The organism is Mycobacterium sp. 2-64 (genome assembly GCF_035918375.1).
Lineage (GTDB): Bacteria > Actinomycetota > Actinomycetes > Mycobacteriales > Mycobacteriaceae > Mycobacterium > Mycobacterium intracellulare.
This window is the reverse complement of the sequence record NZ_CP142361.1, coordinates 5,152,828-5,174,474: the sequence shown is the minus strand read 5'-3', so window position 1 is coordinate 5,174,474 and position 21,647 is coordinate 5,152,828. Positions and strand designations below refer to the sequence as shown.

20 protein-coding genes and 1 tRNA gene are annotated in these 21,647 nt (G+C 68.9%); 2 read left to right on the top strand and 19 right to left on the bottom strand.

Translation table 11 applies throughout. The features are described 5' to 3' along the window. Positions 1-42: 42 nt before the first annotated feature. The 15 genes from QGN31_RS24340 to QGN31_RS24270 all read right to left on the bottom strand — a co-directional run bounded on the left by QGN31_RS24340 (position 43) and on the right by QGN31_RS24270 (position 16,598). Positions 43-666, bottom strand: coding sequence for a maleylpyruvate isomerase family mycothiol-dependent enzyme (locus QGN31_RS24340; protein ID WP_014378861.1), 624 nt, complete (start codon positions 664-666; stop codon positions 43-45). Then, positions 663-1,151 carry an SRPBCC family protein gene (locus tag QGN31_RS24335; RefSeq protein WP_014378862.1) on the bottom strand — a complete coding sequence of 163 codons (489 nt, stop codon included), beginning with the start codon at positions 1,149-1,151 and terminating at the stop codon, positions 663-665. Before QGN31_RS24335 ends, QGN31_RS24340 begins: the two co-directional genes overlap by 4 nt. Then, positions 1,148-1,471 carry an ArsR/SmtB family transcription factor gene (locus QGN31_RS24330; RefSeq protein WP_009956770.1) on the bottom strand — a complete coding sequence of 108 codons (324 nt, stop codon included), beginning with the start codon at positions 1,469-1,471 and terminating at the stop codon, positions 1,148-1,150. Before QGN31_RS24330 ends, QGN31_RS24335 begins: the two co-directional genes overlap by 4 nt. A 53-nt stretch (positions 1,472-1,524) precedes the next feature. Continuing rightward, a complete protein-coding gene (locus QGN31_RS24325) occupies positions 1,525-4,803 on the bottom strand; it encodes an arabinosyltransferase domain-containing protein (protein WP_326544666.1) in 3,279 nt (1,092 codons plus the stop codon). Positions 4,804-4,809: 6 nt separating this feature from the next. Continuing rightward, entirely contained in the window at positions 4,810-6,690 is a 1,881-nt protein-coding gene (locus QGN31_RS24320; protein ID WP_008263063.1) for a galactan 5-O-arabinofuranosyltransferase, read from the bottom strand. Between the two features lie 2 nt (positions 6,691-6,692). Then, positions 6,693-7,457, bottom strand: coding sequence for a decaprenylphospho-beta-D-erythro-pentofuranosid-2-ulose 2-reductase (locus QGN31_RS24315; RefSeq protein WP_008263064.1), 765 nt, complete (start codon positions 7,455-7,457; stop codon positions 6,693-6,695). Between the two features lie 11 nt (positions 7,458-7,468). Further along, positions 7,469-8,851: an FAD-binding oxidoreductase gene (locus QGN31_RS24310; RefSeq protein ID WP_014378866.1), complete on the bottom strand. Its 1,383-nt coding sequence runs from the start codon at positions 8,849-8,851 to the stop codon at positions 7,469-7,471. A gap of 91 nt (positions 8,852-8,942) precedes the next feature. Next, entirely contained in the window at positions 8,943-9,365 is a 423-nt protein-coding gene (locus QGN31_RS24305; RefSeq protein ID WP_008263066.1) for a GtrA family protein, read from the bottom strand. Between the two features lie 41 nt (positions 9,366-9,406). Next, positions 9,407-9,886 (bottom strand): GreA/GreB family elongation factor, encoded by a 480-nt coding sequence (locus QGN31_RS24300; RefSeq protein ID WP_008263067.1) that lies wholly within the window; start codon positions 9,884-9,886, stop codon positions 9,407-9,409. A gap of 91 nt (positions 9,887-9,977) precedes the next feature. Continuing rightward, complete coding sequence (locus tag QGN31_RS24295) at positions 9,978-11,438, bottom strand: HNH endonuclease signature motif containing protein (protein WP_008263069.1); 1,461 nt, start codon at positions 11,436-11,438, stop codon at positions 9,978-9,980. Between the two features lie 42 nt (positions 11,439-11,480). Further along, a complete protein-coding gene (gene wzm / locus QGN31_RS24290) occupies positions 11,481-12,311 on the bottom strand; it encodes a galactan export ABC transporter permease subunit Wzm/RfbD (RefSeq protein ID WP_008263070.1) in 831 nt (276 codons plus the stop codon). Beyond that, complete coding sequence (gene glfT1 / locus QGN31_RS24285; protein WP_008263072.1) at positions 12,308-13,279, bottom strand: galactofuranosyltransferase GlfT1; 972 nt, start codon at positions 13,277-13,279, stop codon at positions 12,308-12,310. The genes wzm and glfT1 overlap by 4 nt, the downstream gene beginning before the upstream one ends. Beyond that, positions 13,276-14,073, bottom strand: a complete 798-nt coding sequence (gene wzt / locus QGN31_RS24280) for a galactan export ABC transporter ATP-binding subunit Wzt/RfbE (protein ID WP_008263074.1) — start codon at positions 14,071-14,073, stop codon at positions 13,276-13,278. The genes glfT1 and wzt overlap by 4 nt, the downstream gene beginning before the upstream one ends. A gap of 20 nt (positions 14,074-14,093) precedes the next feature. Further along, positions 14,094-14,546: a bacterial proteasome activator family protein gene (locus tag QGN31_RS24275; RefSeq protein ID WP_225323837.1), complete on the bottom strand. Its 453-nt coding sequence runs from the start codon at positions 14,544-14,546 to the stop codon at positions 14,094-14,096. A 78-nt stretch (positions 14,547-14,624) separates the two neighbouring features. After that, positions 14,625-16,598 (bottom strand): DUF6541 family protein, encoded by a 1,974-nt coding sequence (locus tag QGN31_RS24270; protein ID WP_008263079.1) that lies wholly within the window; start codon positions 16,596-16,598, stop codon positions 14,625-14,627. A gap of 129 nt (positions 16,599-16,727) precedes the next feature. On the opposite strand from QGN31_RS24270, the gene QGN31_RS24265 reads away from it, so the two are divergent. Further along, positions 16,728-17,924 carry a cysteine desulfurase-like protein gene (locus tag QGN31_RS24265; RefSeq protein ID WP_008263081.1) on the top strand — a complete coding sequence of 399 codons (1,197 nt, stop codon included), beginning with the start codon at positions 16,728-16,730 and terminating at the stop codon, positions 17,922-17,924. On the opposite strand, the gene QGN31_RS24260 is transcribed toward QGN31_RS24265, so the two are convergent. After that, positions 17,921-18,889, bottom strand: a complete 969-nt coding sequence (locus QGN31_RS24260) for an NAD(P)H-quinone oxidoreductase (protein ID WP_008263084.1) — start codon at positions 18,887-18,889, stop codon at positions 17,921-17,923. The genes QGN31_RS24265 and QGN31_RS24260 overlap by 4 nt on opposite strands. A gap of 37 nt (positions 18,890-18,926) precedes the next feature. On the opposite strand from QGN31_RS24260, the gene QGN31_RS24255 reads away from it, so the two are divergent. Continuing rightward, a tRNA-Ser gene (locus QGN31_RS24255) sits at positions 18,927-19,013 on the top strand. Positions 19,014-19,021: 8 nt separating this feature from the next. On the opposite strand, the gene QGN31_RS24250 is transcribed toward QGN31_RS24255, so the two are convergent. From QGN31_RS24250 to lipE, 3 genes are read right to left on the bottom strand one after another with little or no spacing between them, the layout of a single operon-like run. Continuing rightward, entirely contained in the window at positions 19,022-20,140 is a 1,119-nt protein-coding gene (locus tag QGN31_RS24250; RefSeq protein WP_008263086.1) for an Rv2629 family ribosome hibernation factor, read from the bottom strand. A 39-nt stretch (positions 20,141-20,179) separates the two neighbouring features. Then, a complete protein-coding gene (locus QGN31_RS24245) occupies positions 20,180-20,368 on the bottom strand; it encodes a hypothetical protein (protein ID WP_008263089.1) in 189 nt (62 codons plus the stop codon). A 28-nt stretch (positions 20,369-20,396) separates the two neighbouring features. Then, positions 20,397-21,632 carry a lipase LipE gene (gene lipE, locus QGN31_RS24240; RefSeq protein WP_008263090.1) on the bottom strand — a complete coding sequence of 412 codons (1,236 nt, stop codon included), beginning with the start codon at positions 21,630-21,632 and terminating at the stop codon, positions 20,397-20,399. Positions 21,633-21,647 lie beyond the last annotated feature (15 nt).

The following is a 21,647-nucleotide window of genomic DNA, read 5'->3' as shown; positions in this document are numbered from 1 at the left end:
GCTTTGTGCCATCTGGACGCGGGGCCGCGCAGCGGGGCGCTGCTATCCGCCGAGCCGGGCCGCCAGGGTCGCGTGCCCGGGACCGTCGAGGTCGGCGAGCGCGGCCGGGCGCCCGGACATCGCCATGAGCAGCGCCTCGCCGGGGCCGGTCACCTCGGGCCCGTCGCCGTGCGTCCACTCGACGTCGGTGGCGCGCAGGCGCAGACCCCTGATCCGCCGTCCCGCGCCGATCCTGGGGTTGCCGGGCACCAGGGAGAGGACCCGCTCCAGGCGGTCGGGCGGGATCTCGCGCGGCCGGTCCAGCGCGCGGCGGATGTCCTGGTGATGGATCGTGCCGTCGACGAGGGCGATCATTCCCCCGAAACCCGCTGTCAATCCGCGTGGTTCGAGGTGGTTGCGCAGAAACTCCAGCAATTGTTGCGGGGTCAGGTGCGAGAATTCATCGACGCCCACCTGGTTGGCCCGCACCACCAGGCCCTTCGCGAATCGCTTCACCAGCCCCAGGGCGCCGAGCTCCTCGTAGCTGATCACATGCGCGACAACGTCTTTCACGCTCCATCGCGCGCACAGGCTGGGCGCCTCCCAGTCCCGCGGCGCCAGGGTGGCCAAAAAGTCCGCCAGGTCGGCCCGTTCGGCGCGGGCCATGGGCATCAGGTCGGCGGTCATCGCGGGTCACCGCCCCTCAGCACGTCGGCGTAGCGGGCCAGGTAGAGGGGCCATCCCGCATCGCCGTCGACCCCGTCGGCCACCGAGGGCCAGCCCGGCCCGTGGCGGTCGAGATGGCGGTGTTCGAGGTCCACCCGGGTGCGTCGGTCGGCCTGGGCGGTGAAGCGGACGTCGACCTCGCTGGTCTTGGCCGGGTCGGCTTCCAGCTGCCACGTCGGGCCGATGTCCCAGCTGAACACCACGCGATGCGGCGGCTCGTAGACCAGGATCCGCGCCCACCGGCACACGCTTCCGTCGACGCCGCGGTCGTAGATGTGGCCGCCGACGCGGGGCTCGAACACGGTCTCGGCGATGGGGACCGCCAAGAGATTGTGCTCGCGCGGCTTGAACGCGCCGAACTGCTGCGTGAAGACCGTGAACGCGCGCTCGATGGGGGCGTTGACGACGACGTGGTGGGTGACGTTGGGCGTCCGCTGGGATGTCATGTCGATCCTTCGTTGGTCTCGTCGATGGCCCGCGCATAGCCGGCGAGCGCCTGGGTCCAGAACCGGTCGAGGTCGGCGCGGAGCGCCTCGAGACCGGTGGGGTCGAGCTGATAGACGCGACGGGTTCCCGCGGCCCGGTCGCGCACCAGCCCGGCGGACTTGAGCACCTTGAGGTGTTGCGACACGGCGGGTCTGCTGACCGGCAGGTCGCGCGCCAACTCACCGACCGCCGACGGGCCGTGCGCGAGCCGTTCCACGATGGCCCGCCGCGTCCCGTCCGCCAACGCCAGCCACGCGTCAGCGGTTTGGTAAGTGGTCACGAACCGTAAGCATAGGCTTACGGATATCCGCGTTCAAGGGCCCGCGACGGCGCCTACGTCTTGCGCAGCGGCGCCGGGTTCCACAGACCGCTGCGCGTCGCCGTTCCCAGCAGTAGGTCGGCGGGTTGCGCGCCGGGGTAATACGGCGTCAGCCGCTGCAGCGAGCCCCAGTCGCGGGACCAGTCGTCCTTGAGATAGGTGGCCATCGTAATGGCTTTCACCAGGAGTTCGGTGACGCCCAACGGGCCGCCGCCGTTGTTGTCCATCACGGGCGAGTTGGCCTCGGCGCCGAACCGGTCGGGCAGGATGCGCCACTTCGGTGTCTCGTCGACGCCGTTCTGATGGCCGAACGGTCGCTGACACGGGAAGGCCAGCCCGACGAGCCAGTCCAGGAACACGGGGTCGGCGGAGCCCACCACGTCCTGCAGGGTGCGCAGCCGCGGAATGCGCGGCGGTGTCAGGGCGATCCAGTGCTGCGGCGCCAGGTCTTCGTCGTCGGCGACCAACCGAATCTGGGTGGCGGAGTCGGGGATCGCCGACAGCGCCAGGCGCAGGTTGCGCCAGGCCGGGGACGCGCCCACGTCGGCGAATTGGAACGAGCCGCCGGGGTGCCCGCCGGCCGCCTGCTCGTCGGTGGCCCACTGCACCTGGACCTCACGGGGGTCGAAACGCCCGGCCGCGCTCACCACCAGCAGCGGTCCCGCCTTGTCGCGCGCGGGCAGGCGATACCACCCGGACCGCAGGTGCGCGGGAATCTGGATGCCCGAGCGCCAGCTGCCGAGCACCGGTGTGCGCGCGGGGTCGAGGTTGAAGGGCAGCTGGGCCGACGATCCGTTGATCCCCGGCGCGGGGGTGGTGCCGCCCTCGGTTCCCGCCTGGTTGCTGCCGGTCTTCTCCTCGTCGTTGACGAAGCTGCGGTCACCCGGCCGTTCCATCACCGGGTCGGCGCGGACGTCGGCGGGAATTCCGTTGGGCGTGAAGGCTTCCGACAGGCCGGCGCCGAGGGCGTCCGCCGCCGAGGCGCCCACCGGCGAGAGCATGCCCGCGTTCGGGTCCTGCTCCACCAGCACGTCCTCGGCCAGCCCGCACGTCTTGCCGGTCAGCGCCTGCAGGTTGGAGCGGCCGACCGACCAGGCCGGATACTGGTCGGTCATCGCCAGGGTCAGCGACGCCACCTCGAACACCACTAGCACCCACGTCGCAATTGCCAACGGGGACTGGATGATTCCCGCCACGCGTGCGCCCAGACGGGTCTTGGGTGGCCCGTTCTCGGGGGCGACGAAGTGGAACCACGCCGCCGCCAGCAGCACCACCACGGTCAGCCCGAGCAGGGCGGTGGCGAACGCGTAATGCCACGCCGGGAACGCATTCGACCAGGGCACACCGAAATTCGAGACGTACCACCAGCCGTTGACGCTGGCGAACGACAGCGCCACCAGGAACAGCACCACGGCGGCGTACACGGTGCGGTTGCGCCGTGACCGCATGGCCACCGCGGTCACCGCGACCGCGGCGAGCGCGCCCAGCGGCCCGGCGAGCCCGGCGAACACGCCGAAGTGGTGGGTCCACTTGGTGGGGGTGAACATCATCGCGACGAACGAGATGATGGTGATCCCGACGATGCGGCGGCTCGGCCCGGCGGCGGTGCCCGGAATCCGGCCCTTGCGCAACGACATTGCGACCGTGACCCCGAGCGCGAGCACCAGCGCCAGCACGGCGAAGCGGCGGGCGACCGACCCGTCGGGGCTGGCCATGAACAGCCGCTCGTAGCGGATGTGTTCGTCGAACCAACTCAGGCTGGGGCCGACGGCCCGCTTGAGCATGGTGGCCTGGACCTCGCCGGCCAGCGTCTGGTCGCGGAAGATCAGGATGCCGGTGACGGTGACCGCCGCCAGCAACGGCAGCACCAGCGGCAGCGCACCGAACCGGGTGATCCTGCGGTGCAGGATGGTGCGCAGCGGCCCGATGGCGACCAGCAGGGCGCCGATCGAGGCGATGCCCGTCGGTCCGGAAAAGAGGGTCAGCGCGCCGATGATGCACGCGATCGCCACCGGCAGCAGCCGGCTGGTGGCCACCGCGCGCTCCACCGAACACCACGTCAGCAGGATGCCCAGGGCGATGATCGGCTCGGGGCGCAGCCCGTTGTCGAGCGGGAGCCAGACCGCCAGGAACGTGCCCGCCGCGGTCCAGGCCGCCGCGCGGTTCTGCTTGACCGCATGGCCCAGGCGGGGCATGACCTCCCGGCTGATCACCCACCAGCACGTCAGCGCCATCACCAGGGTCGGCAACCGCATCCAGATGCTGGTGGTGCTCACGTGGGCCCACAGCGCCAGCAGGTCGTAGTACCAGCCGAACGGTGCCTCGGGCGTGCCGAACCAGCGGTAGTAGTTGGCCATGTAGCCGGCGTGCTCGGACACCCGGGCCATGGTCAGGATGTAGCCGTCGTCGGAGGTGTTGGCGCCGACGAAATGCCACCACACCAGCACCGCGATCACCAGGGCGTCCAGCGCGCCGATGGACCACCACCGCGCCGGCAGGAAGCGGCGGTGCCGGGTTCCGTCGGCGGTGTCGAGCCGGTGCAGCGCGACCAGGGAGGCGGCGGTCAGCACCAGCCCCAGGATCATCGCCGCCATCTTCAGCGGGGTGGGGCTGCTGCTGTAGCGGGTGTCGACGGTCGCCGCGAAGCTCAGCCCGGGCGGCGTCGGCCCGCTGAGATCGGTGAAGACGCCGACGATCTGCGGCCGGAAGTCGTAGCCGCTCTTCTCCCCCCGCAGCGGCGAGCCGGGATGCTCGGAATTGCGTCCCTGGGTCAGCCCGACGAACTCGGCGGTCACCCGGTCGGCGTGCGCGGTGAACGTCAGCCGCTGGCAGGCCGGGCCGAGCACCTGGCTCAGCGGCGCGCTCACCACCGGGACGTTGCGCACCACCAGCACCAGCTCGTCGTTGGCCCGCACGATCAGCAGGCCCCGGTCGACGGCCTTGGGCGCCTGCTTGGGCACCGTCGACAGCAACACCGTCTTGCCGGCGTTACCCCCGCCGGTCAGCCCGGCGGCGGCCTGACACGGGACGGTGATGTTCAAATCGGTGGCCACGTAACCGATCAGGGGCGCCTCGACGCTGCCGAAGGTCCCGTTCTGTGGCCAGTTCAGCTGGGCGGTGGTCTGGTCGACCGGCAGCAGCGGGGTGGCGATCGCCAGCAGCACGCCGAGCAGCCCGGCGACGGAAGCAACCAGCCGGGCGATCCGGTGATTGGTTTCCGTGGCTGACACGGTGCTAGATGCTAGTTCTTCCGCGGTGTGCGGCCCCGTTTGAGGCGTGGTCTCGGTGCTCATCGGTGGTTACGCCCCCGGTTTGCGGATGGCCAGCACGAAGGGGCCGACGCTGCGGACGTCGAAGCGCGGGCTGTCGAACAGGGCGCCGCGCAGATCGACGGTGTAGCGGCGCACGTTGGGCTGGTTGGGGTAGACGTCCTCGGCCAGCCGCAGGGTGTAGTTGCCGTTAGCACCGCGGCGCATCAAAAAGACCGTCGGAGGTGGCCAGGGGCAGGCATCCAGGGCGTGGATCAGCTCGTCGGCGGTCTTGAGTTTGGACCACTTGTCGATCTGCGCGGCCCGCAGGTCGAATTGCGCGAGCGGGTTGGCGTAGTGCGAGGTGAGCCCCTGGAATCCCCAGTAGGGGTAGAACGACAGGAAGCTGTAATCGGCCGTCATCACCACGGTCTGGTCGCGCGGCTTGCCGGTCACCTGCGTGATGTCGTGATCGATTGTCGCATAGAACTTTTCGGCGCTGGGCGGCCGCCGGTCGCCGCGCTGCCCGTTGCCGTCGGTGTCGGTGTAGGCGATGGTGAGGTCGGGGCGTAGCACGTCGGGGATGTCCTGGCTGAACGCGATCGCGGCGGTTAGGCCGATGGCGCCGGCCACCGGGACGATCGCGCGGCCGCGCGGCTTGAGGGCCAGCGTCGCCTCGAGGAAACCGAAGGCCCCGGCGGCCACCAGCAGCACGCTCAGCGTCGGCTGCAGCCGGAACGACAACAGAGTGACGCGCGCCAGCGTGGTGAGCATCGACAACAGCGACCACAGGTAGATCGCCACCACGCCGATGGCCAGCGCACCGGCCCGCACCGAGGAGCGCGCCCGCACCACCAGCCACAGGGTGCCGATCATGGCGACCACACCGAGCAGCGTGAACTGCAGCATCGGGAAGGTGAGCTCGGCCCCGTCGGCCGGCAGGTAGTGGGCGGCGCCCCCGGTGTTGCTGATCGGACTGCGCGCCGCTCGCACCAGGAACGGCAACCAGGTCGTGCAGCCGATCACCACGGCGATGCCGGCGATGACCGCCAGGCGTCGCAGCGGATCGAGCGCGGCCTTCACGCCGTCCCGGTGCCACCGCACCCCGGCCAGCCACAGCGCCATCAGCCCGATCGCGAACGCGCTGAACCCGAACAGCAGCGTGTACCAGGTGGCCGTCCACCCCAGGAAAATCCCTGCGCCGATCACCGCGCCCCAGCCCGCGCGCCGGCCCGCGTCCGGACGGTCCGCGGCCCGCAGCCCCGACCAGGTCAGCACCAGCACCGGCGGCAACAGCACGGTGATCATTGCCGAGTAGGGCTCGGGCGAGCCGTACGCCAGCGTGACCGCGGCCGTCGCGGCGGTGACGATCAGCGCGTACTCGAACCGGACCATCCGCCACCACAGCACCAGCGCGACCGCGACCGCGACGGCGATCGAGGTGATGGCCCACGGTTTGAAGACCTCCCACGCCGGCGTCCCGGACAGCGCCGCCGCGCGCCCGCCGATCCAGAACCAGCCGGGCGGGTAGAACGGCGGCAGCCCAAGGTAGGTCATGTCGCGCAGGGCGGGGCTGTCGGCGAGCCGGGTGACGTATTCGGTGCGGAACTGCTGGTCGACGGAGATGCCGAACAGATACAGCTTGGTGGCCCCCAGCGGCATGCCCAGGGTGACGACAGTGAACGCGGACACGAACACCAGCCCGCCCAGCTGGGCGATCAGCCGGTGCCCGCGCCGCCACACCCATCCGGTGGCGACCAGGCCGGCCAGGCAGCCGACCTGCCCGACGGTGGTCAGCGCGTGCAGTTGGTTGGACGACGGAAAGGCCGGCCACTGCACGCCAGAGATGGCGATCAGCGACACCACCGCGACGGCCACCGCAACCAGCGCCGCCAAGGCCATCTGGCCGAGGGTGGCCAGCGCGTTGCGCATGATCAGATTGGCAGCTTGCGGAAGATGGGACGCGGGACGTGTCGCAACACCATCATCACGTAACGGAATGCTGCTGGTGCCCAAACCAATTCCTTACCCTTTGCGGCCGCGGTGACCGCGAGGTTGGCGACGTACTCCTTGTCGACGGTCAGCGGCGCTTCCTTGACGTGCGCGCTCATCCGGGTACGCACCTGGCCGGGGCGAATCACCAGGACACGAACCCCGAACTCGCGCAACGCTTCTCCTAGCCCCAGGTAGAAGCCGTCCAGGCCCGCCTTGGTGGAGCCGTAGACGAAGTTGGACCGTCGCACCCGCTCACCGGCCGCCGAACTCATCGCGATGATCTGGCCGAAGCCCTGCGCCCGCATCTTCTCGGCTAACAGCACGCCCACCGAAACCGCTGCGGTGTAGTTGATTTCGGCGGCCAGCACGGCCTTGTGCTGGTTTTGCCACAGCTCCTCGGCGTCACCGAGGATGCCGAAGGCGACGATGGCCACATCGACATCACCGTTGGCGAACGCCTGATCGATCATCTTCGGGTGGGTGTCGGGGTCGGTGGCCTCGAAATCGATCAGCTCCACCGACCGCGCACCGGCGGCCTTCATCTGCGCCACGGCGGCGTCGCGGCCCGGGTCGTTGGGCATGGCGGCCAGCACGATTCGCGCGTGCGCGTTCTGCAGGTAGCGCTCGCAAATGGCCAGCCCGATCTCGGAGGTGCCGCCGAGCAGCAGGATCGTCTGCGGATTCCCCACGGCGTCTAAAACCATTGGCGCACCATCTAGAGCAGCTCCAAACGTCGGGCCATGTCCGAGGCGAACACCCGTAAGGGGTCGACCTTGCGGCGTACCGCGATCCATTCGTCGATGCGCGGATACATGGCGTGGAAGGTTTCTGCGCTGACACGGGAGTCCTTGGCGGTGTAGACCCGTCCGCCGAATTCCAGTGCGCGCCGGTCGAGTTCGTTGAGGAACTCGTTGATCCCGGGCTTGTTGGGGAAGTCCATCGCGACGTTCCAACCGGCCATCGGGAAACTCAGTGGTGCGCGGTTGCCCGGGCCGAAAAGCTTGAACACGTTCAGCGCCGAGTAGTGGCCCGTGGTTTGGATCCAGCGGATGATGTCCTTGAATTCGTCCATCGCGTTCGGCGGGACCAGGAACTGATGCTGGGCGAAACCCCTTGGGCCGTAGGCGTTATTCCAGCCGCTGACCAGATCCAGCATGTGGTAGAACTGCGACAGGTTCTGGATCTTGCCCGAGTAGGTTCCGCCCAGCCGGTAATACGTCTCGCCGATGGCCATGAACGACAGCTTGTTCATCGCGCTCACCGGAAACACGTTCGGCACCGTCAGCAGCTGCGGCGCATCGAATTTCAGCGGGTTCTTGGCGAGCTTCTTCGGCAATTGGTCCAGCTTCGCCAGGCTGCCGCGGCTGACCGCGGCCCGGCCGAGCTTCGGGGGCGGACTGATCAGGTCGAACCACGCGCTGGAGTAGGTGTAGTTGGCTTCGCTGCCGTCCAGGTGCACGGCCACCGTCTCGTCGAGATCCTTGGTGGCCACGCCGTCGGCGATGAAATAGGCCGTCTCCGTGGGCGTCATGGCGATGGTGGCGCGCAGCACGATCCCGGTCAGGCCGTTGCCCCCGACGGTGGCCCAGAACAGCTCGGCGTCGTCGCCGTCGGGGGTGATGGTGCGCACGGAGCCGTCGGCCATGAGCAGGTCCATCGACCGCACGTGGTTGCCGAAGCTGCCCGCGCTGTGATGGTTCTTGCCGTGGATGTCGCAGGCGATCGCCCCGCCGACGGTGACCTGGCGGGTGCCCGGCAGCACCGGGACCCAGAGCCCGAACGGCAGCGCCGCCTTCATCAATTGGTCCAGGCTGACCCCGGCGTCGACATCGACCAGCCGGGTGTCGGCGCTGATCGAGTGAATGCGGTTGAGCGCGGTCATGTCGATCACCAGGCCGCCGCCGTTTTGCGCGTTGTCGCCGTAGGAGCGGCCCAGCCCGCGGGCGATCACGCCCCGGCCGCCCGAGCCGGCCGCCCGGGCCACCGCCTTGGCGATCACCTCCGGATCACGGGTGGACAGCACCTGGGCCACCGACGGTGCGGTGCGCCCAAAGCCCATCAGCCGGGTGGGCTTGGTCACGGGATCGGTGCTCGACATCGTCAAAGAGGGTACCGCCTGCTCCGGCGGCGATGCGGGACGCAGGCGCCCCGCTGAGGAGGCGGGCGATCCGGGCTGGGCCGGAGGCGGCTCAGTGGATGCGGAAGATCACGGCCCGCTGCACGACGAAGTTGATCACCGTCGCGGTGCCCTGCGCGATCACGAACGCGACAGGGATCGCCCACGCTTGGTAGTGCAGAAACGCCAGGCACAGGTGGTTCAGCCCGACCTGCACGGCGAAGGTGATGGCGTAGAGGACCATGACCGCGACGAACCGGGCGGTGCTGGGGGGCGCCTGGAAGGTCCACCGGCGGTTGATCAGGTAGGCGGTGATGGTGCCGACGATGAAGCTGATGGACTTGGCCACGTCGACCTGTACGTGCGCCGCTTTGAACAGCAGCACGTAGAGCCCGAAGTCCACGATCCCCGCCAGGCCGCCGGTGACGACGAAGCGCGTGACCTGTGTCGTCAGACTCAGGCGCGCCGGCGCGGCCGGGGACTCGGGGGGAAGCATTGGGGGAGTCTAACGGGACCGCCGGGCACCGGCGGGCAGCGTCAGCGGGGCAGTTTGACCGCGATCAACTCGACCTGGTTCTCGCCCTGGGGCGTCGAGTACGTCACCGTGTCGCCCGGCTTGCGCCCGGCCAGGGCCTGGGCCAGCGGGCTGCGCGCGGTCAGCGTCTCGGCCTCCCGGCCGACGGGCGTCTCCTCGACGATCGAGATCACGTGCATGGTGACCACTTCGCCGTCGGCGAACCGCAGTGTCACCTCGGTGCCGCCGGGCAGCGTCGCCGAGGAGTCGGAGTCCGGCGGCCCGGCCCGCAGACGCCGGTCCAGTTCGTTGATCCGGTCGGAAAGCACCACGAGTTCGTCGGCGCGCTGGATCGCCTCGGCCGCGTCGCCGTGATCGCCCACCATCCCGCGGTCGTTCTTGACTTCGGCCTCGAGGCGGTCGCGCCGCTGCCGCAGCCGGTCCAGCTCGGCTTCGAGGTTGTTCCGCGCGGCGTCCGCTGCCGATGGGGCTTTCTTGCTCACGTCCGTGGACCTTTCGCCCGGTGTGCTCAGGTGGCGTACCAGTGTGACACCACGATGAGCGACCCGCCACCATCTGCGGGAGAACCGGACATCAGAAGGGCGGCGGGTCGTTGTTGTGGGGCGCCGACCGCTCGGCGTGACGCGCCGCCTCGGCGCTGAAGCGGGCCTCGTTGATGCCGCGCTCCCAGCGGACCCGGGCGGCGCGATCCTCGGCGCGGGTTCGCTGCCGGACGGGCATCATGACCCCCCGGTTCTGCGAGGGTGCGGGCGCGACGGCCGGCAGTGACAGCGTCCCGGTCGGGACCGCCAGCGCCGGAAAGTACAGGCTGCCACCAGGTTTGGTGATGTACGTATGTCCCGTCGGCGACGTCCACACCACGGTGCCGTCGGGCAGCTGGCGATCCCGCCAGCCGTCGGGGCCCGTATAGAACGTCTTGAGCAGGTGATGGTGGCGGCAGAGCAGCTTGAGGTTGGACGGATGGGTGGGGCCGAGCGGAAACGGCACCGTGTGGTCGATGTCGCAGACGTCGGCCGGGGCGTCGCAGCCGGGGAATCGGCATGTCAGGTCGCGGAAGCGGACGAATTCGGCCAGCGCGGTCGACGGCCGGTACCCGGGCTCCGCCCGGTCCGGCGGCGGCGAGAGCGGCTTGGTCTTCGCGACACCAGCCAACTCGCGCAGCGAGCCCGTCGGCAACGGACCGAACCCCGGCAGCAGCGCCGGCGCGCGCGCCTCGCCGCCGACCGCGGCCGGCTCGGCCAGCACATGGACCACGACATTGGTTCCCGGGGGCCGCTGCGCCGCAGGGCAATCCGGGCAGCCACAGTCGCAGCGCAAGACCGTCTGCCCGGCGGCCATCGCGCCCATCGCATCGGCGCGACGCTGGGCCTTGGTGCGGGAATCGTTCCGGCACACCGAATCGGCCAACGCGTCGAGCGCGCGGTCCACCGCGGCGGCATCGGTGGGACGCACCCTCGCCGAGATCTCGGCCAGCCCCGGGCTGATGGGCCCGATCTCGACACGGCGATCTTGACTGCGCATCCCCGGCACGCGCACCCCTGCGGGATCGATGCGCGCCACCCACATGTCAATGCGCTCGGCCATTTTCGGCCCCGACAGCCGCATCCATTTCGGCGCGTGCCGGGCGACCGCGGCGTCTAGCCGGGCGATCAACTCGGGGTCCTCGATCAGCTCGGTGCGGTACACCACCGCCGCCATCAACCGGAAATCGATGTGGCCCTGGGCGAAGACCTCAGCGACCCGGGGCAGCCGCTCGCGCAACGCGATCGCATAGTGCAAGCGCCCGGACGCGCGGCCCCGACTGATGCCCAGCGCGGCCGCCACCTCGGCGACCACGTTCTCGTGTCCGTCGACCGCCCAATTGAAACGGTCGGCGTCGTCGTCCGGCGCCCGACGCGCATACAGCTCGCCGATCGCCGCCAACTCGCGCGCGCAGTGCGCGTTCTGCGCCCGGGCCGCCGCGGTGACGCGGTCCAGCACACCGGCGTCGTCGACGCCCTGAAACGCCAGGTCACGCGGCACTGCTTCGAACATACGTTCGATGATAGCGCCGCCCTGTGACAAGTCAGGGAAACGCTAAACCCAGTAGGGCACCCGGGCGCGGTACTGGCGCATCGCGAAGGCCGCGAACACCCAACCGACGGCCGTCAACACCAGCACCACGGCCCAGTGCCGCAGCTCCTGGTGCGCCCCGAGTAGCGGCGCGCGAACGATGTCGAGGTAGTGCAGCAGCGGGTTGAGTTCGACGATGCGGGACCACCGCCCGGCGCCCTGCTGGCGCAAGGTGTCGTCGTTCCAGATGATCGGCGTCATGAAGAACAGCAACTGCACGACGGAGAACAGCAGCGGACCGATGTCGCGGTAGCGGGTCGCGAGGATGCCGAAACACAGTGACACCCAAATGCAATTGAGCACGATCAGCGCCAGCGCCGGGAGCACCGCGAGGTCGGCCCACGACCATGGCTTGGGATAGATCATCGCGATCACCGCGTAGATGACGATGTTGTGCGCGAACAGGATGACCTGCCGCCACACCAGTCGGTAGACATGCACGCTCAGCGGGGTGGGCAGCTGCTTGATCAACCCCTCGTTGGCGACGAACACGTCGGCGCCCTCCAGGATGGCGGCGTTGATCAGGTTCCAGATGATCAGGCCCAGCGTCACGTACGGCAGATGCACGGACAGCTCGAGGTGAAACAGCTTGGAGTACAGGCCACCCATGGCCACGGCGGTGGTGCCCGTCGCGATGGTGATCCAGAACGGCCCCAGCACCGAGCGCCGGTAACGCTGCTTGATGTCCTGCCAGCCCAGATGCAGCCAGAGCTCGTGACGACGGAAACCGTCGACCAGGTCGCGGCGGGCCCGGGTGAATGTCCGCGACTGCGCCGCCGCGTCAAGGAACGTCATCGGGCTCCTCCCGGTCTGGATGGTGGCGACCCGCTTCGCCCGGCTCCGCCGCGCTCGCGATCCCCACTAGGCCGCCCGAACTGTTCACGACGCCCCAAGCGCCGCAACCGGATCCACTCGGCCAGGCCACGGGGGTCGCGACGGGTCACCAGAAAGAACCAGCCGAACCGGACCCATTCCTGAACCACCAGCTTGCGCAGCCCCGGCTGTGACTGCAGGTAGCCGCGGTTGCGGTAGGTGAAGAACCGCTTGGTGGGGTTGTCGGGATATTGGGTGTGCATCCGGCCGCCGAGAATCGGGCGGAACTCGTCGGATCCGCACGGGTGCAGGTAGACCGCGTCCAGGCAGGTTCCGAACGGCAGGCCGGAACGCACCAGCCGCCGGTGTATTTCGACCTCGTCGCCCCGGATGAACAGCCGCAGATCCGGGACACCGACCGATTCCAGCGTGGCCGCCCGGAACAGCGCGCCGTTGAACAACGACGCGATGCCGCGCAACAGGTCCTGCCCAGTTTCGGTGCGCAATTCGCTTGCGCGCCTGCGCCATACCAGGCCGCGGCGCAACGGAAACGCCAACCGCTCGGCATCGTCCATGTTGCACACCATGGGTGACACCTCGGCCAGGCCGTGCTTGTCCGCGCACGCCAGCAGGGTGGCAAGGACATGCGAATCCTGCGGGCGCCCGTCGTCGTCGGCCAGCCACACCCAATCGGCGCCCAGGGCCAACGCGTGCAGCATGCCCAACGCGAAACCGCCGGCTCCGCCGAGGTTGCGTCGCGATCCCAGATAGGTCGTCGGAATGGGTTTTCCCGCAACCAGTTCGCGGACACGGCCGTCACCGGAGAAATCGTTGTCCACGACGATGAGGTGGTCGGGCAGCCGCGTTTGCGTGCTCAGCACATCGAGGGACTTGGCCAGCTCGTCGGGGCGCCGGTGGGTGACGACGACGGCGACGACGGTGTCGCTCATGGCTGTCCGGCCGTCTCGGCCAGCACCTCGCGCACGTGCCGGGCCGCATCCTCCCCCTCGTACGCCCGCACGACGTCCTCGATGCCGCCGGTCATGCGGATCACACCGTGGTCGATCCACATCGCCGTCTTGCACAGCCGGGCCAGGAATTCGTTGGAGTGGCTGGCGAACACCAGGATTCCGGACCGCTCCACCAGCCCCTGCAACCGCGACTGCGCCTTCTTCATGAAGTCGGCGTCCACCGCGCCCAATCCCTCGTCGAGCAACAGGATCTCGGGATCGATGCTGGTGACCACGCCCATCGCCAGCCGGACCCGCATGCCGGTGGAATACGTGCGCAGCGGCATCGACAGGTAGTCACCCAGCTCGGTGAACTCGGCGATCTCGTCGACCTTGGACTGCATCTGCTTTCGGGTCTGCCCGAGGAACAGGCCGCGGATGATGATGTTCTCGTAGCCGGAGATCTCGGGGTCCATCCCGACGCCGAGATCGAAGATCGGCGCTACCCGCCCGGTGACCTGCGCCCAGCCCCGGGTGGGCTCATAGATGCCCGAAAGTAGGCGCAGCAGAGTCGATTTCCCCGCTCCATTGTGGCCGACCAGGCCGACCCGGTCGCCCAGCTCGAGGGACATGGTGATGTCCCGCAACGCTTCGACGACGACCACGTTGGAGTTGTTGCGTCCGATCGTGCCGCCCGCCTTGCCCAAGAAGGCCTTCTTCAACGAACGCGACTTGGCGTCGAAGATGGGAAATTCGACCCACGCGTTGTGCGTCTTGATGTGAGGACCCGACACCGTGAACTACTCGAGGTCGCTTACAGGTACTGGCCGTGCCCGGGCGCGCCGCCCGCCTTGCCGACGCCCGGGGGGAGCGCGCCCTGGCGCATCTTTTCCAGCTGGGCGCGGGCGGCCATCTGCTGGGCGAACAGCGCGGTCTGGATGCCGTGGAACAGCCCCTCCAGCCAGCCCACCAACTGCGCTTGGGCGATGCGCAATTCGGCGTCCGACGGCGCGGCGTCCTCGTTGAAGGGCAGGGTGAGGCGGTCGAGTTCCTCACGCAGTTCCGGCGCCAGGCCCTCTTCCAGTTCCCGGATGCTGGTGGCGTGGATCTCACGCAGCCGGTTGCGGCTGGCGTCATCCAGCGGCGCTGCGCGCACTTCCTCGAGCAGTTGCTTGATCATGGTCCCGATCCGCATCACCTTTGCCGGCTGCTCGACCAGATCGGTCAGGGAGCGCTCGTCGGAGTCATCGTCGGTGATCGCCATCATCCGCGGGTCGACGCCGCCGATGATTTCGACGTCGTCGTCATCGTTGCGGGTACTCAAAACTTCACCATCCTTCGTGGACTATGGGTGTGGCGTCGTGCCGCTTGGTCGCCATTCATAAATTCGGGCGCCGCCATTGTCGTAGATCAACGCCCACGACTTCGACTTATCCAATGACACTAGTCCGTCGGGTACGGCGAACCCCCGGACAGTCGGCGCACTCGTGTAGATGTACCGGATATTTAGCGCCTTGATCGCTTCGAGGACCCTCGGATCGGAATCGCCCCGCCGCGCCGAGGTCCAGAAGATGTAGCGGTTGGGACCGGGCCCCATCTGTTGCGGGTAGTCGTAGTGCGTCCAGAGCGGGTGCAGATCGGCGACGGCGTACATCCACGCGGTACCGTCGGTGTTGGCGTTGCCGATCAGGGTCTCGCGGGCCCCGGGGAGCTTGGCCAGATACGCCATGGCCATCAGATCGCGTTGGTCGATCATCACCGAGTCGTATTTGTCGCCGAACAACCACAGGTGCCGATAGAGGTAGTGGCGCGCGCTGAGCACCGTGGTCGCCACCAGCAGCACCGCGGTGACCGACACCCAGACCGGGGCGGGCAGCGGTTTGAACCGGTCCGACAGCCGTCGGGCCCCGGCCACGACGCCGATCACGATCGCGAACAACGCGATGCCGGCCATCGGCTCCAGCAGCAGGGTGGTGGCGGCCGCGATCCGGCGCGGATCCTTGTAGAAGAACTCGCCGAACATCCCGGCCACCGCGCCGACGGGGCCACCGATCGGATTTCCTGCGTCGACGTTCACCACGATCAGCAGCAGCCACAGGGCCAGCGGCCACCAGATCCGCTTGACCAGCAGGATGACACCGCCGATGGCGGCCAGCGCGATCAGCCCGTATTGGACCGGGAAGTCGTTGAGGTGGCGGGAGTGCTGGAAGACGGCGTCGAACAGCCCCCGCTTCTTGCTGAGGTAGGTGAGGAACGAGTGCCCGGCGATGATGTCTTCCTGTTCCTGCACGCTGATGAACTGCGGCAACAGGATCAACCCCGACACCACCGCGACGCACGCCAGGGCCGCCACATCGGCCAGCCTGCCGCGCACGGGACGCCACAGCGCATCCAGGAGCCACCAGGCCAGCAGCAACAGCAGCACGATCACACCGCCGGTGATGTGCACCGACATGACACCCACCAGCGCCAGCACGGCCGCGGGGATGCGGTCGCGGTGCCGCAACGTGGAGGTGATCAGCACGAACGCCGGCACCGCGGCGCCGTAGGCGGCCAGGTTGGGCATCGCGGCGACGGCGAACTCGACATAGGGGACCGCCGTGAACGACGCGGCCAGCGTGGCTGCGGTCGCCGCGGCCCCCGCGCTGCGCCATTCGTCCCAGGTCGGGCGCAGCACCCGCCAGGTGAGCATCGCCGCGCCGGTCGGAAACAGCCACACCGATGCGGCGACCGAGCTCAACGTGTAGCCCGTGGTCGGCGCCGCCCCGGTCAGCTGGCAGAACACCGCGGTCAGCGCGTGGAACACCGACGGGTAATACAGCGTGTGGTGCGTCTCGACGTTGCGCAGCTCGCCCATGTGGGTGGAGGACGCCTGGCCGGTGTCGAGGATGAACCGCACCTCGTTGGCGTGCCACACCGCATCCCAGGTGCTCGGGATGGTCTGCCAATGACCGTCCAGGCCGCGGTAGGCGGCCCACATGATGAGCAGGGCCCCCAGCGCCACCCCGGCCGCCACCGTGATCGCCGGCCAGCGGCCGATCCTGCGGGTCTCGGCGTCGCGGTCGCGGTAGCGGCCGAGCAGCAGTTGGAAACCGGTCATCACCAGGCACATGACGACCAACGCGGCCAGCGCGGTCCAGCCGTTCCACGGTATTCCGATGGCACCAAACGGAATAATGGCGAGCGCAACCACGCCGTAGGTCAGCGCCGGGCCCACCGCAACAGCGACCGGCCAAGACAACTGACTGATACGTGCGATGATCGCCCCGGGCGCTATCAGCAAAAACAATGCAATGAGCGTTCCGAACCAGAGCCCCACTCGACTAGTATGGCTGGCCGGGTGCCCTGGCTCGGGAGGCCACCGACTGGCCGGAACGGCTTGGACCCTTTCAAGGCACCCGCTACCGTCGCAGTTTCGCAAAAACGCGAAAGCTTTAAGGTGGCCCACATGGCATACGACGTCGCCCGGGTGCGCGGACTGCATCCGTCGCTGGGTGACGGGTGGGTGCACTTCGACGCTCCCGCCGGGATGCTGATTCCCGACTCCGTCGCGACGACGGTGTCGACGGCTTTCCGCAGGTCTGCGCCCACCACCGTGGGGGCGCACCCCTCGGCGCAGCGCAGCGCCGCCATCTTGGAGGCGGCCCGGGCGGCCGTGGCCGATCTGTTCAACGTCGAACCCGCCGGCGTCGTGCTGGGCGCCGATCGCGCGATCCTGCTGTCCGCGCTGGCCGAGGCGTCGTCGTCGCGCGCCGGCCTGGGCTACGAGGTCATCGTCAGCCGCCTGGACGAGGAAGCCAACATCGCCCCGTGGCTGCGGGCGGCGCACCGGTACGGGGCGAAGGTCAAGTGGGCCGAGATCGACATCGAGACGGGCGAGCTGCCGACGTGGCAGTGGGAGGGCCTGATCGGGAAGTCGACTCGGCTGGTCGCCGTCGCCTCGGCGTCCGCGACGATGGGCACGGTCACCGACCTGCGGGCGATGACCAAGCTGGTGCACGACGTCGGCGGCCTGGTGGTGGTCGACCATTCCGCCGCGGCGCCCTACCGGCTGCTCGACATGAGGGAAACCGACGCCGACGTGGTGGCGGTGAACGCCGCCGCGTGGGGCGGCCCGCCGATCGGCGCGATCGTGTTCCGCGATCCGCTGCTACTCAACTCGTTCCATTCCATCTCGGCCGACCCCAAGGCCACGGGCGCGGCGCGGCTGGAGATCGGTGCGCACCAGTTCGGGCTGCTGGCCGGGCTGGTCGCCAGCATCGAGTACCTGGCGTCGCTCGACGAATCCGCCCGCGGCACCCGGCGCGAACGCCTGGCGGTGTCGATGCAGTCCGCCACCTCGTACCTGAATCGGATCTATGACTACCTGATGGTGTCGTTGCGCTCGTTGCCGTTGGTGATGGTCATCGGCCGCCCGGAGGTGCGGATCCCGGTGGTCAGCTTCGTTTTGAACGGCGTGCCCGCCGAACGAGTGGTGCAGCGGTTGGCGGACAACGGGATTCTGGCCGTCACCAACGAAAGCTCCCGCGCGCTCGACGTGCTGGGCGTCAACGACATCGGCGGCGCGGTCACCGTCGGGCTGGCGCACTATTCGACGACGGCCGAGGTCGACCAGTTGGTGCGCGCGCTGGCCTCCCTGGGCTAGACCGTCAGGACGATCTTCCCGGTCACCTTGCCGTCCACCAGTCGCTGGTGCGCGTCGCCGGCCTGCTGAATGGGCAAGCGGGCGCCGATGATCGGCCGCACCCGTCCGTCGGCCACCATGGGCCACACCGAGGCCGTCACCGCCTGCACGATGTCGCTTTTGCTGTTCGCCCCGGTGGCCGGACGGCCCCGCAGCGTGGTGCCGATGACCCGCGCCCGCTTGGCGAGCAGTTTGCCGATGTTGAGCTCGCCCTTGACGCCGCCCTGCATGCCGATGATGACGAGCTGCCCGTCGCTGGCCAGGGCGTCGATGTTGCGATCCAGGTAGGCCGCGCCCATGATGTCGAGGATCACGTCGGCACCGCCGGACTCCTGTAGCCGCGCGACGAAGTCTTCGTCGTGGTAGTTGATGGTGATGTCGGCGCCCAGCTCGCGGCAGAAGTCGAGCTTCTCCGCCGAGCCGGCGGTGACCGCCACCCGGGCCCCGAGCGCCCGCGCGATCTGGATCGCGTGGCTGCCGATGCCGCTGGCCCCGCCGTGCGCGAGCAGTAGCTGGCCCCGGCTCAGGCCCGCGATGAGCACCACGTTCGACCACACCGTGCAGGCCACTTCGGGCAGCCCGGCCGCGTCGACGAGGTCCACACCGGACGGAATCGGCAGCACCTGGCCGGCGGGAACGGCGACGTACTCGGCGTACCCCCCGCCCGCCAGCAACGCGCAAACCTCTTGCCCCGCAGACCATTCCGTGACACCGTCGCCGACTTCGGTGATGACACCGGACACCTCCATGCCGATGATTTCGCTCGCGCCGGGCGGCGGCGGGTACTTGCCGGCGGCCTGCAGCACGTCGGCGCGATTCACACCGGCGGCGGCCACCTTGACCACGACCTCGCCGGGCCGAGCGGACACGTCGGCCACTTCTTGCCAGGACAGTTGACCGGAGGATTCGGCGACGATGGCTCGCATGGCGGCCACGCTACCGGCCCCCGTTACCCTTGTCCGTGGTGGCGTGGCAGAGCGGCCTAATGCACTCGCCTTGAAAGCGAGAGACGGCTAAAACCGTCCGGGGGTTCAAATCCCTCCGCCACCGCCCTGAAGTTACTCGACGCTCTGGTGCAGCGTCGGCGCGTAGCGCAGCACCGCACCGATCCCGTCGGCCGGCGAGATCCGCTCGTCGGTGCGCACCAGGGCCGCGCCCACCGAAATCGCCGATACCGGCAACGCCTCGTCGGCCCGCAGCGTCTTGGCGGGAGCGGCGCCCTGCTCCGACAACACGTTCTCATCGGGGGCGACGGTCGTCAGGCCCTCGTCGGCCACCACGGTGGCGTCGCCGATGTCACCGATGATCAATGTCTCCACCGCGCCCTGGCGCAGCGCCGAGCACACCGGACCGAGTCCCTCGGCCGCCAGCCCGGACTGCCGCCCGATCTCGGCGGTAAACCGTTGTGCCGCATCGTCGATCGTGCGCAGCTGGCGTTTGACGAACTCGTCCTCGATGGCCTGCTCGATCTCGCCGAAGTCATGCCCGCTGTGCCGCGCCCCAACCTCGAGGGCCACCGCGCGGTCGTGCAGTCGCTCCGGCAGCGCGGCCAGCAGGTCGGAGCGCGACCGCACCTCACCGACCACGAAGATCACCTCGATCGCCTTGTCGTCGGCGAGTTCGGCGACGCGATCGGCGACCGCACGCACGTTCTTGCGGGCGGCCTCGTCGGTGCGCAGCTGGGGGTCGCCGTATCCGGCGGTCTCGGCCCCCGCGGCCTTGTGCACGGGGTAGCCACCGCCGTCGACCGTCTCGGTGCGCAGCGTCCCGCCGAGGTGGGTCATGATGTCGGCGCCGCTGTGGTCGACGACCACCAGGACATAGTCCGGGTGATCGAAGCTCTGCTCCAGAATCGGTACCAGGTAAGGCAATTCGGACACCCGGACCACGCTCGCGGCGGGGCCGCGAGCCAGGTGCTCGTTGATCACCACACCGTCGGCGCTGGCGATCACCGCCCGTCCACTTCGGCCGATCGGGGGACGCAGGTTCATGGCCGCGTCCTCGATCGCGGCGATCACCGCGGCGTCGGCGTGTGCGCGTTCGAGGTCTTCTTTGATCGCCCGCCACTTGAGCTCGAGTTGAGCCTCGGCGTCATGGGTGTCGTGCGAGTCGTCGAAATACACCGAAACGAACGGCCCCGGTGCGTCCAGCAGCTTGCGGAAGCGTTGCGAGTCCATGCCTTGTTGGTTGCCCCGCGAGCCGGAGCACAAACACCGTCAGCTTCGATCGCCCTCGCTGTCGTCGAAGAAATGCCAATCGCCGTCGTGCTCGACTTCCATGCGCCAGCCGAGCTCGCTGTTGTCGGCCTTGTTGTCGACGAACCATGCGTGTGCGTCGTCGGCGCTGTCGATGTCTTTCGTCGCGACGACGTCGCCTTTCGGATTGAGCACTCGATAGGTAGCCATGCCGGCAGGGTTCCCACTGCCGTGGCCGTTAACCGGTGGGGATTTCGGCGGCGATCGTGTCCATCAGGGCCGTGTACCGGCGGGCTTCGGGATCCCGCCCGGGTTTGCCGCTGCTCACCACCCCGGCCGCCAGCCCGCGCGCGGGGTCGGCCCAGATCGCGATGTTGACCAGGCCGAGGTTGCCGAAGGCGTGCGGCGCGTTGCGCCCGAAGGGTCCCCACCGGTTGGTGCCGAGGATGTAGCCGGTGCCCCAGCGGGCCGGTTGCAGCCCGACCGCGAAATCCGGTCGCAGCCTTCGGCATTCGGCTATCGCGCCGTACATGGTCTCCGGTCTGATCACCCGCACACCGTCGAGTTCGCCTCCGCGACGCCAGATCTCGGCGAACCGCGACATCTCCTGGGCGTTCGACACCGTGTTGGACGACGGGATGATGGTGGTCAAGAACAACTTGGAGTTCGTGTACGGAATGATCTCGTGCACGGTTCCGCCGATCGCCTTGCGGAAGATCTGGGCGACCACCGGCGGTAGCGTCCGCCCGGTGGCGTGGCTCGGCGCCACCAGCGCCACGTCCTTCTCGGCGACGCCGAAGTTGGTCCAGCGGAAGCCGAGCGGGTCGAGGATCTCGGTGCCCAGGATTTCGCGAATTTCCTTGCCGGTGGCCGCATACACGATCTCGCGCACCAGCGGACCCCAGGTCAGCGCGTGGTACATGTGGAACAGCCCGGGACGGTACAGGGGCCGCAATTCGCCGAGCTTGCGTTGCGCGTACTCGTGGTCGTCGGCGCGCGTGACGTCCGGCCGCGGGCCGGTCGGGAACGGCAGCCCGGCGCTGTGCGTCATCACGTGCCGGATGGTGATCCGGTGCTTGCCGTGGCTGGTGAAGGTGGGGATGTAGTCGCAGACCCGGTCGTCGAGTGAGAAGACGCCGCGCTCGGCGAGCATGTGTACCACGGTCGCCGCCATCCCCTTGGCCGCCGAGTACACGCAAAACGGGGTATCGGGCGTGACGGGGATCCGCTCGGCGTCCGGTGGGTCGCTCGGGGCGTTGCCCCAGCCGTGGCCGATCGCGCGGTTGAGCACCACGCGCCCGTGCTGCCGCAGGCACAACTGGATCGCCGGATGGAACCCGGCCCGGTACCAATGCCGCGCCGCCTGCCAGATCCGGTCGATGGCGGCGCTGTCGATTTCGGAGTGGTCTTCCGCACCGATCGTCGTCACCGCGTCCAGGTCGGCCGGGACGCGGATCTTGCCGTCAGGAGTCACTTCAGCGAGGGTACG

Bases quoted from the DNA above. Each gene is read 5' to 3' on its own strand.
- QGN31_RS24340 (WP_014378861.1), bottom strand. From the start codon at position 666: ATGACCGCCGACCTGATGCCCATGGCCCGCGCCGAACGGGCCGACCTG.
- QGN31_RS24335 (WP_014378862.1), bottom strand. From the start codon at position 1,151: ATGACATCCCAGCGGACGCCCAACGTCACCCACCACGTCGTCGTCAAC.
- QGN31_RS24325 (WP_326544666.1), bottom strand. From the start codon at position 4,803: ATGAGCACCGAGACCACGCCTCAAACGGGGCCGCACACCGCGGAAGAA.
- QGN31_RS24320 (WP_008263063.1), bottom strand. From the start codon at position 6,690: ATGCGCAACGCGCTGGCCACCCTCGGCCAGATGGCCTTGGCGGCGCTG.
- QGN31_RS24315 (WP_008263064.1), bottom strand. From the start codon at position 7,457: ATGGTTTTAGACGCCGTGGGGAATCCGCAGACGATCCTGCTGCTCGGC.
- QGN31_RS24310 (WP_014378866.1), bottom strand. From the start codon at position 8,851: ATGTCGAGCACCGATCCCGTGACCAAGCCCACCCGGCTGATGGGCTTT.
- QGN31_RS24305 (WP_008263066.1), bottom strand. From the start codon at position 9,365: ATGCTTCCCCCCGAGTCCCCGGCCGCGCCGGCGCGCCTGAGTCTGACG.
- QGN31_RS24295 (WP_008263069.1), bottom strand. From the start codon at position 11,438: ATGTTCGAAGCAGTGCCGCGTGACCTGGCGTTTCAGGGCGTCGACGAC.
- wzm (WP_008263070.1), bottom strand. From the start codon at position 12,311: ATGACGTTCCTTGACGCGGCGGCGCAGTCGCGGACATTCACCCGGGCC.
- glfT1 (WP_008263072.1), bottom strand. From the start codon at position 13,279: ATGAGCGACACCGTCGTCGCCGTCGTCGTCACCCACCGGCGCCCCGAC.
- QGN31_RS24275 (WP_225323837.1), bottom strand. From the start codon at position 14,546: ATGATGGCGATCACCGACGATGACTCCGACGAGCGCTCCCTGACCGAT.
- QGN31_RS24265 (WP_008263081.1), top strand. From the start codon at position 16,728: ATGGCATACGACGTCGCCCGGGTGCGCGGACTGCATCCGTCGCTGGGT.
- QGN31_RS24260 (WP_008263084.1), bottom strand. From the start codon at position 18,889: ATGCGAGCCATCGTCGCCGAATCCTCCGGTCAACTGTCCTGGCAAGAA.
- QGN31_RS24250 (WP_008263086.1), bottom strand. From the start codon at position 20,140: ATGGACTCGCAACGCTTCCGCAAGCTGCTGGACGCACCGGGGCCGTTC.
- QGN31_RS24245 (WP_008263089.1), bottom strand. From the start codon at position 20,368: ATGGCTACCTATCGAGTGCTCAATCCGAAAGGCGACGTCGTCGCGACG.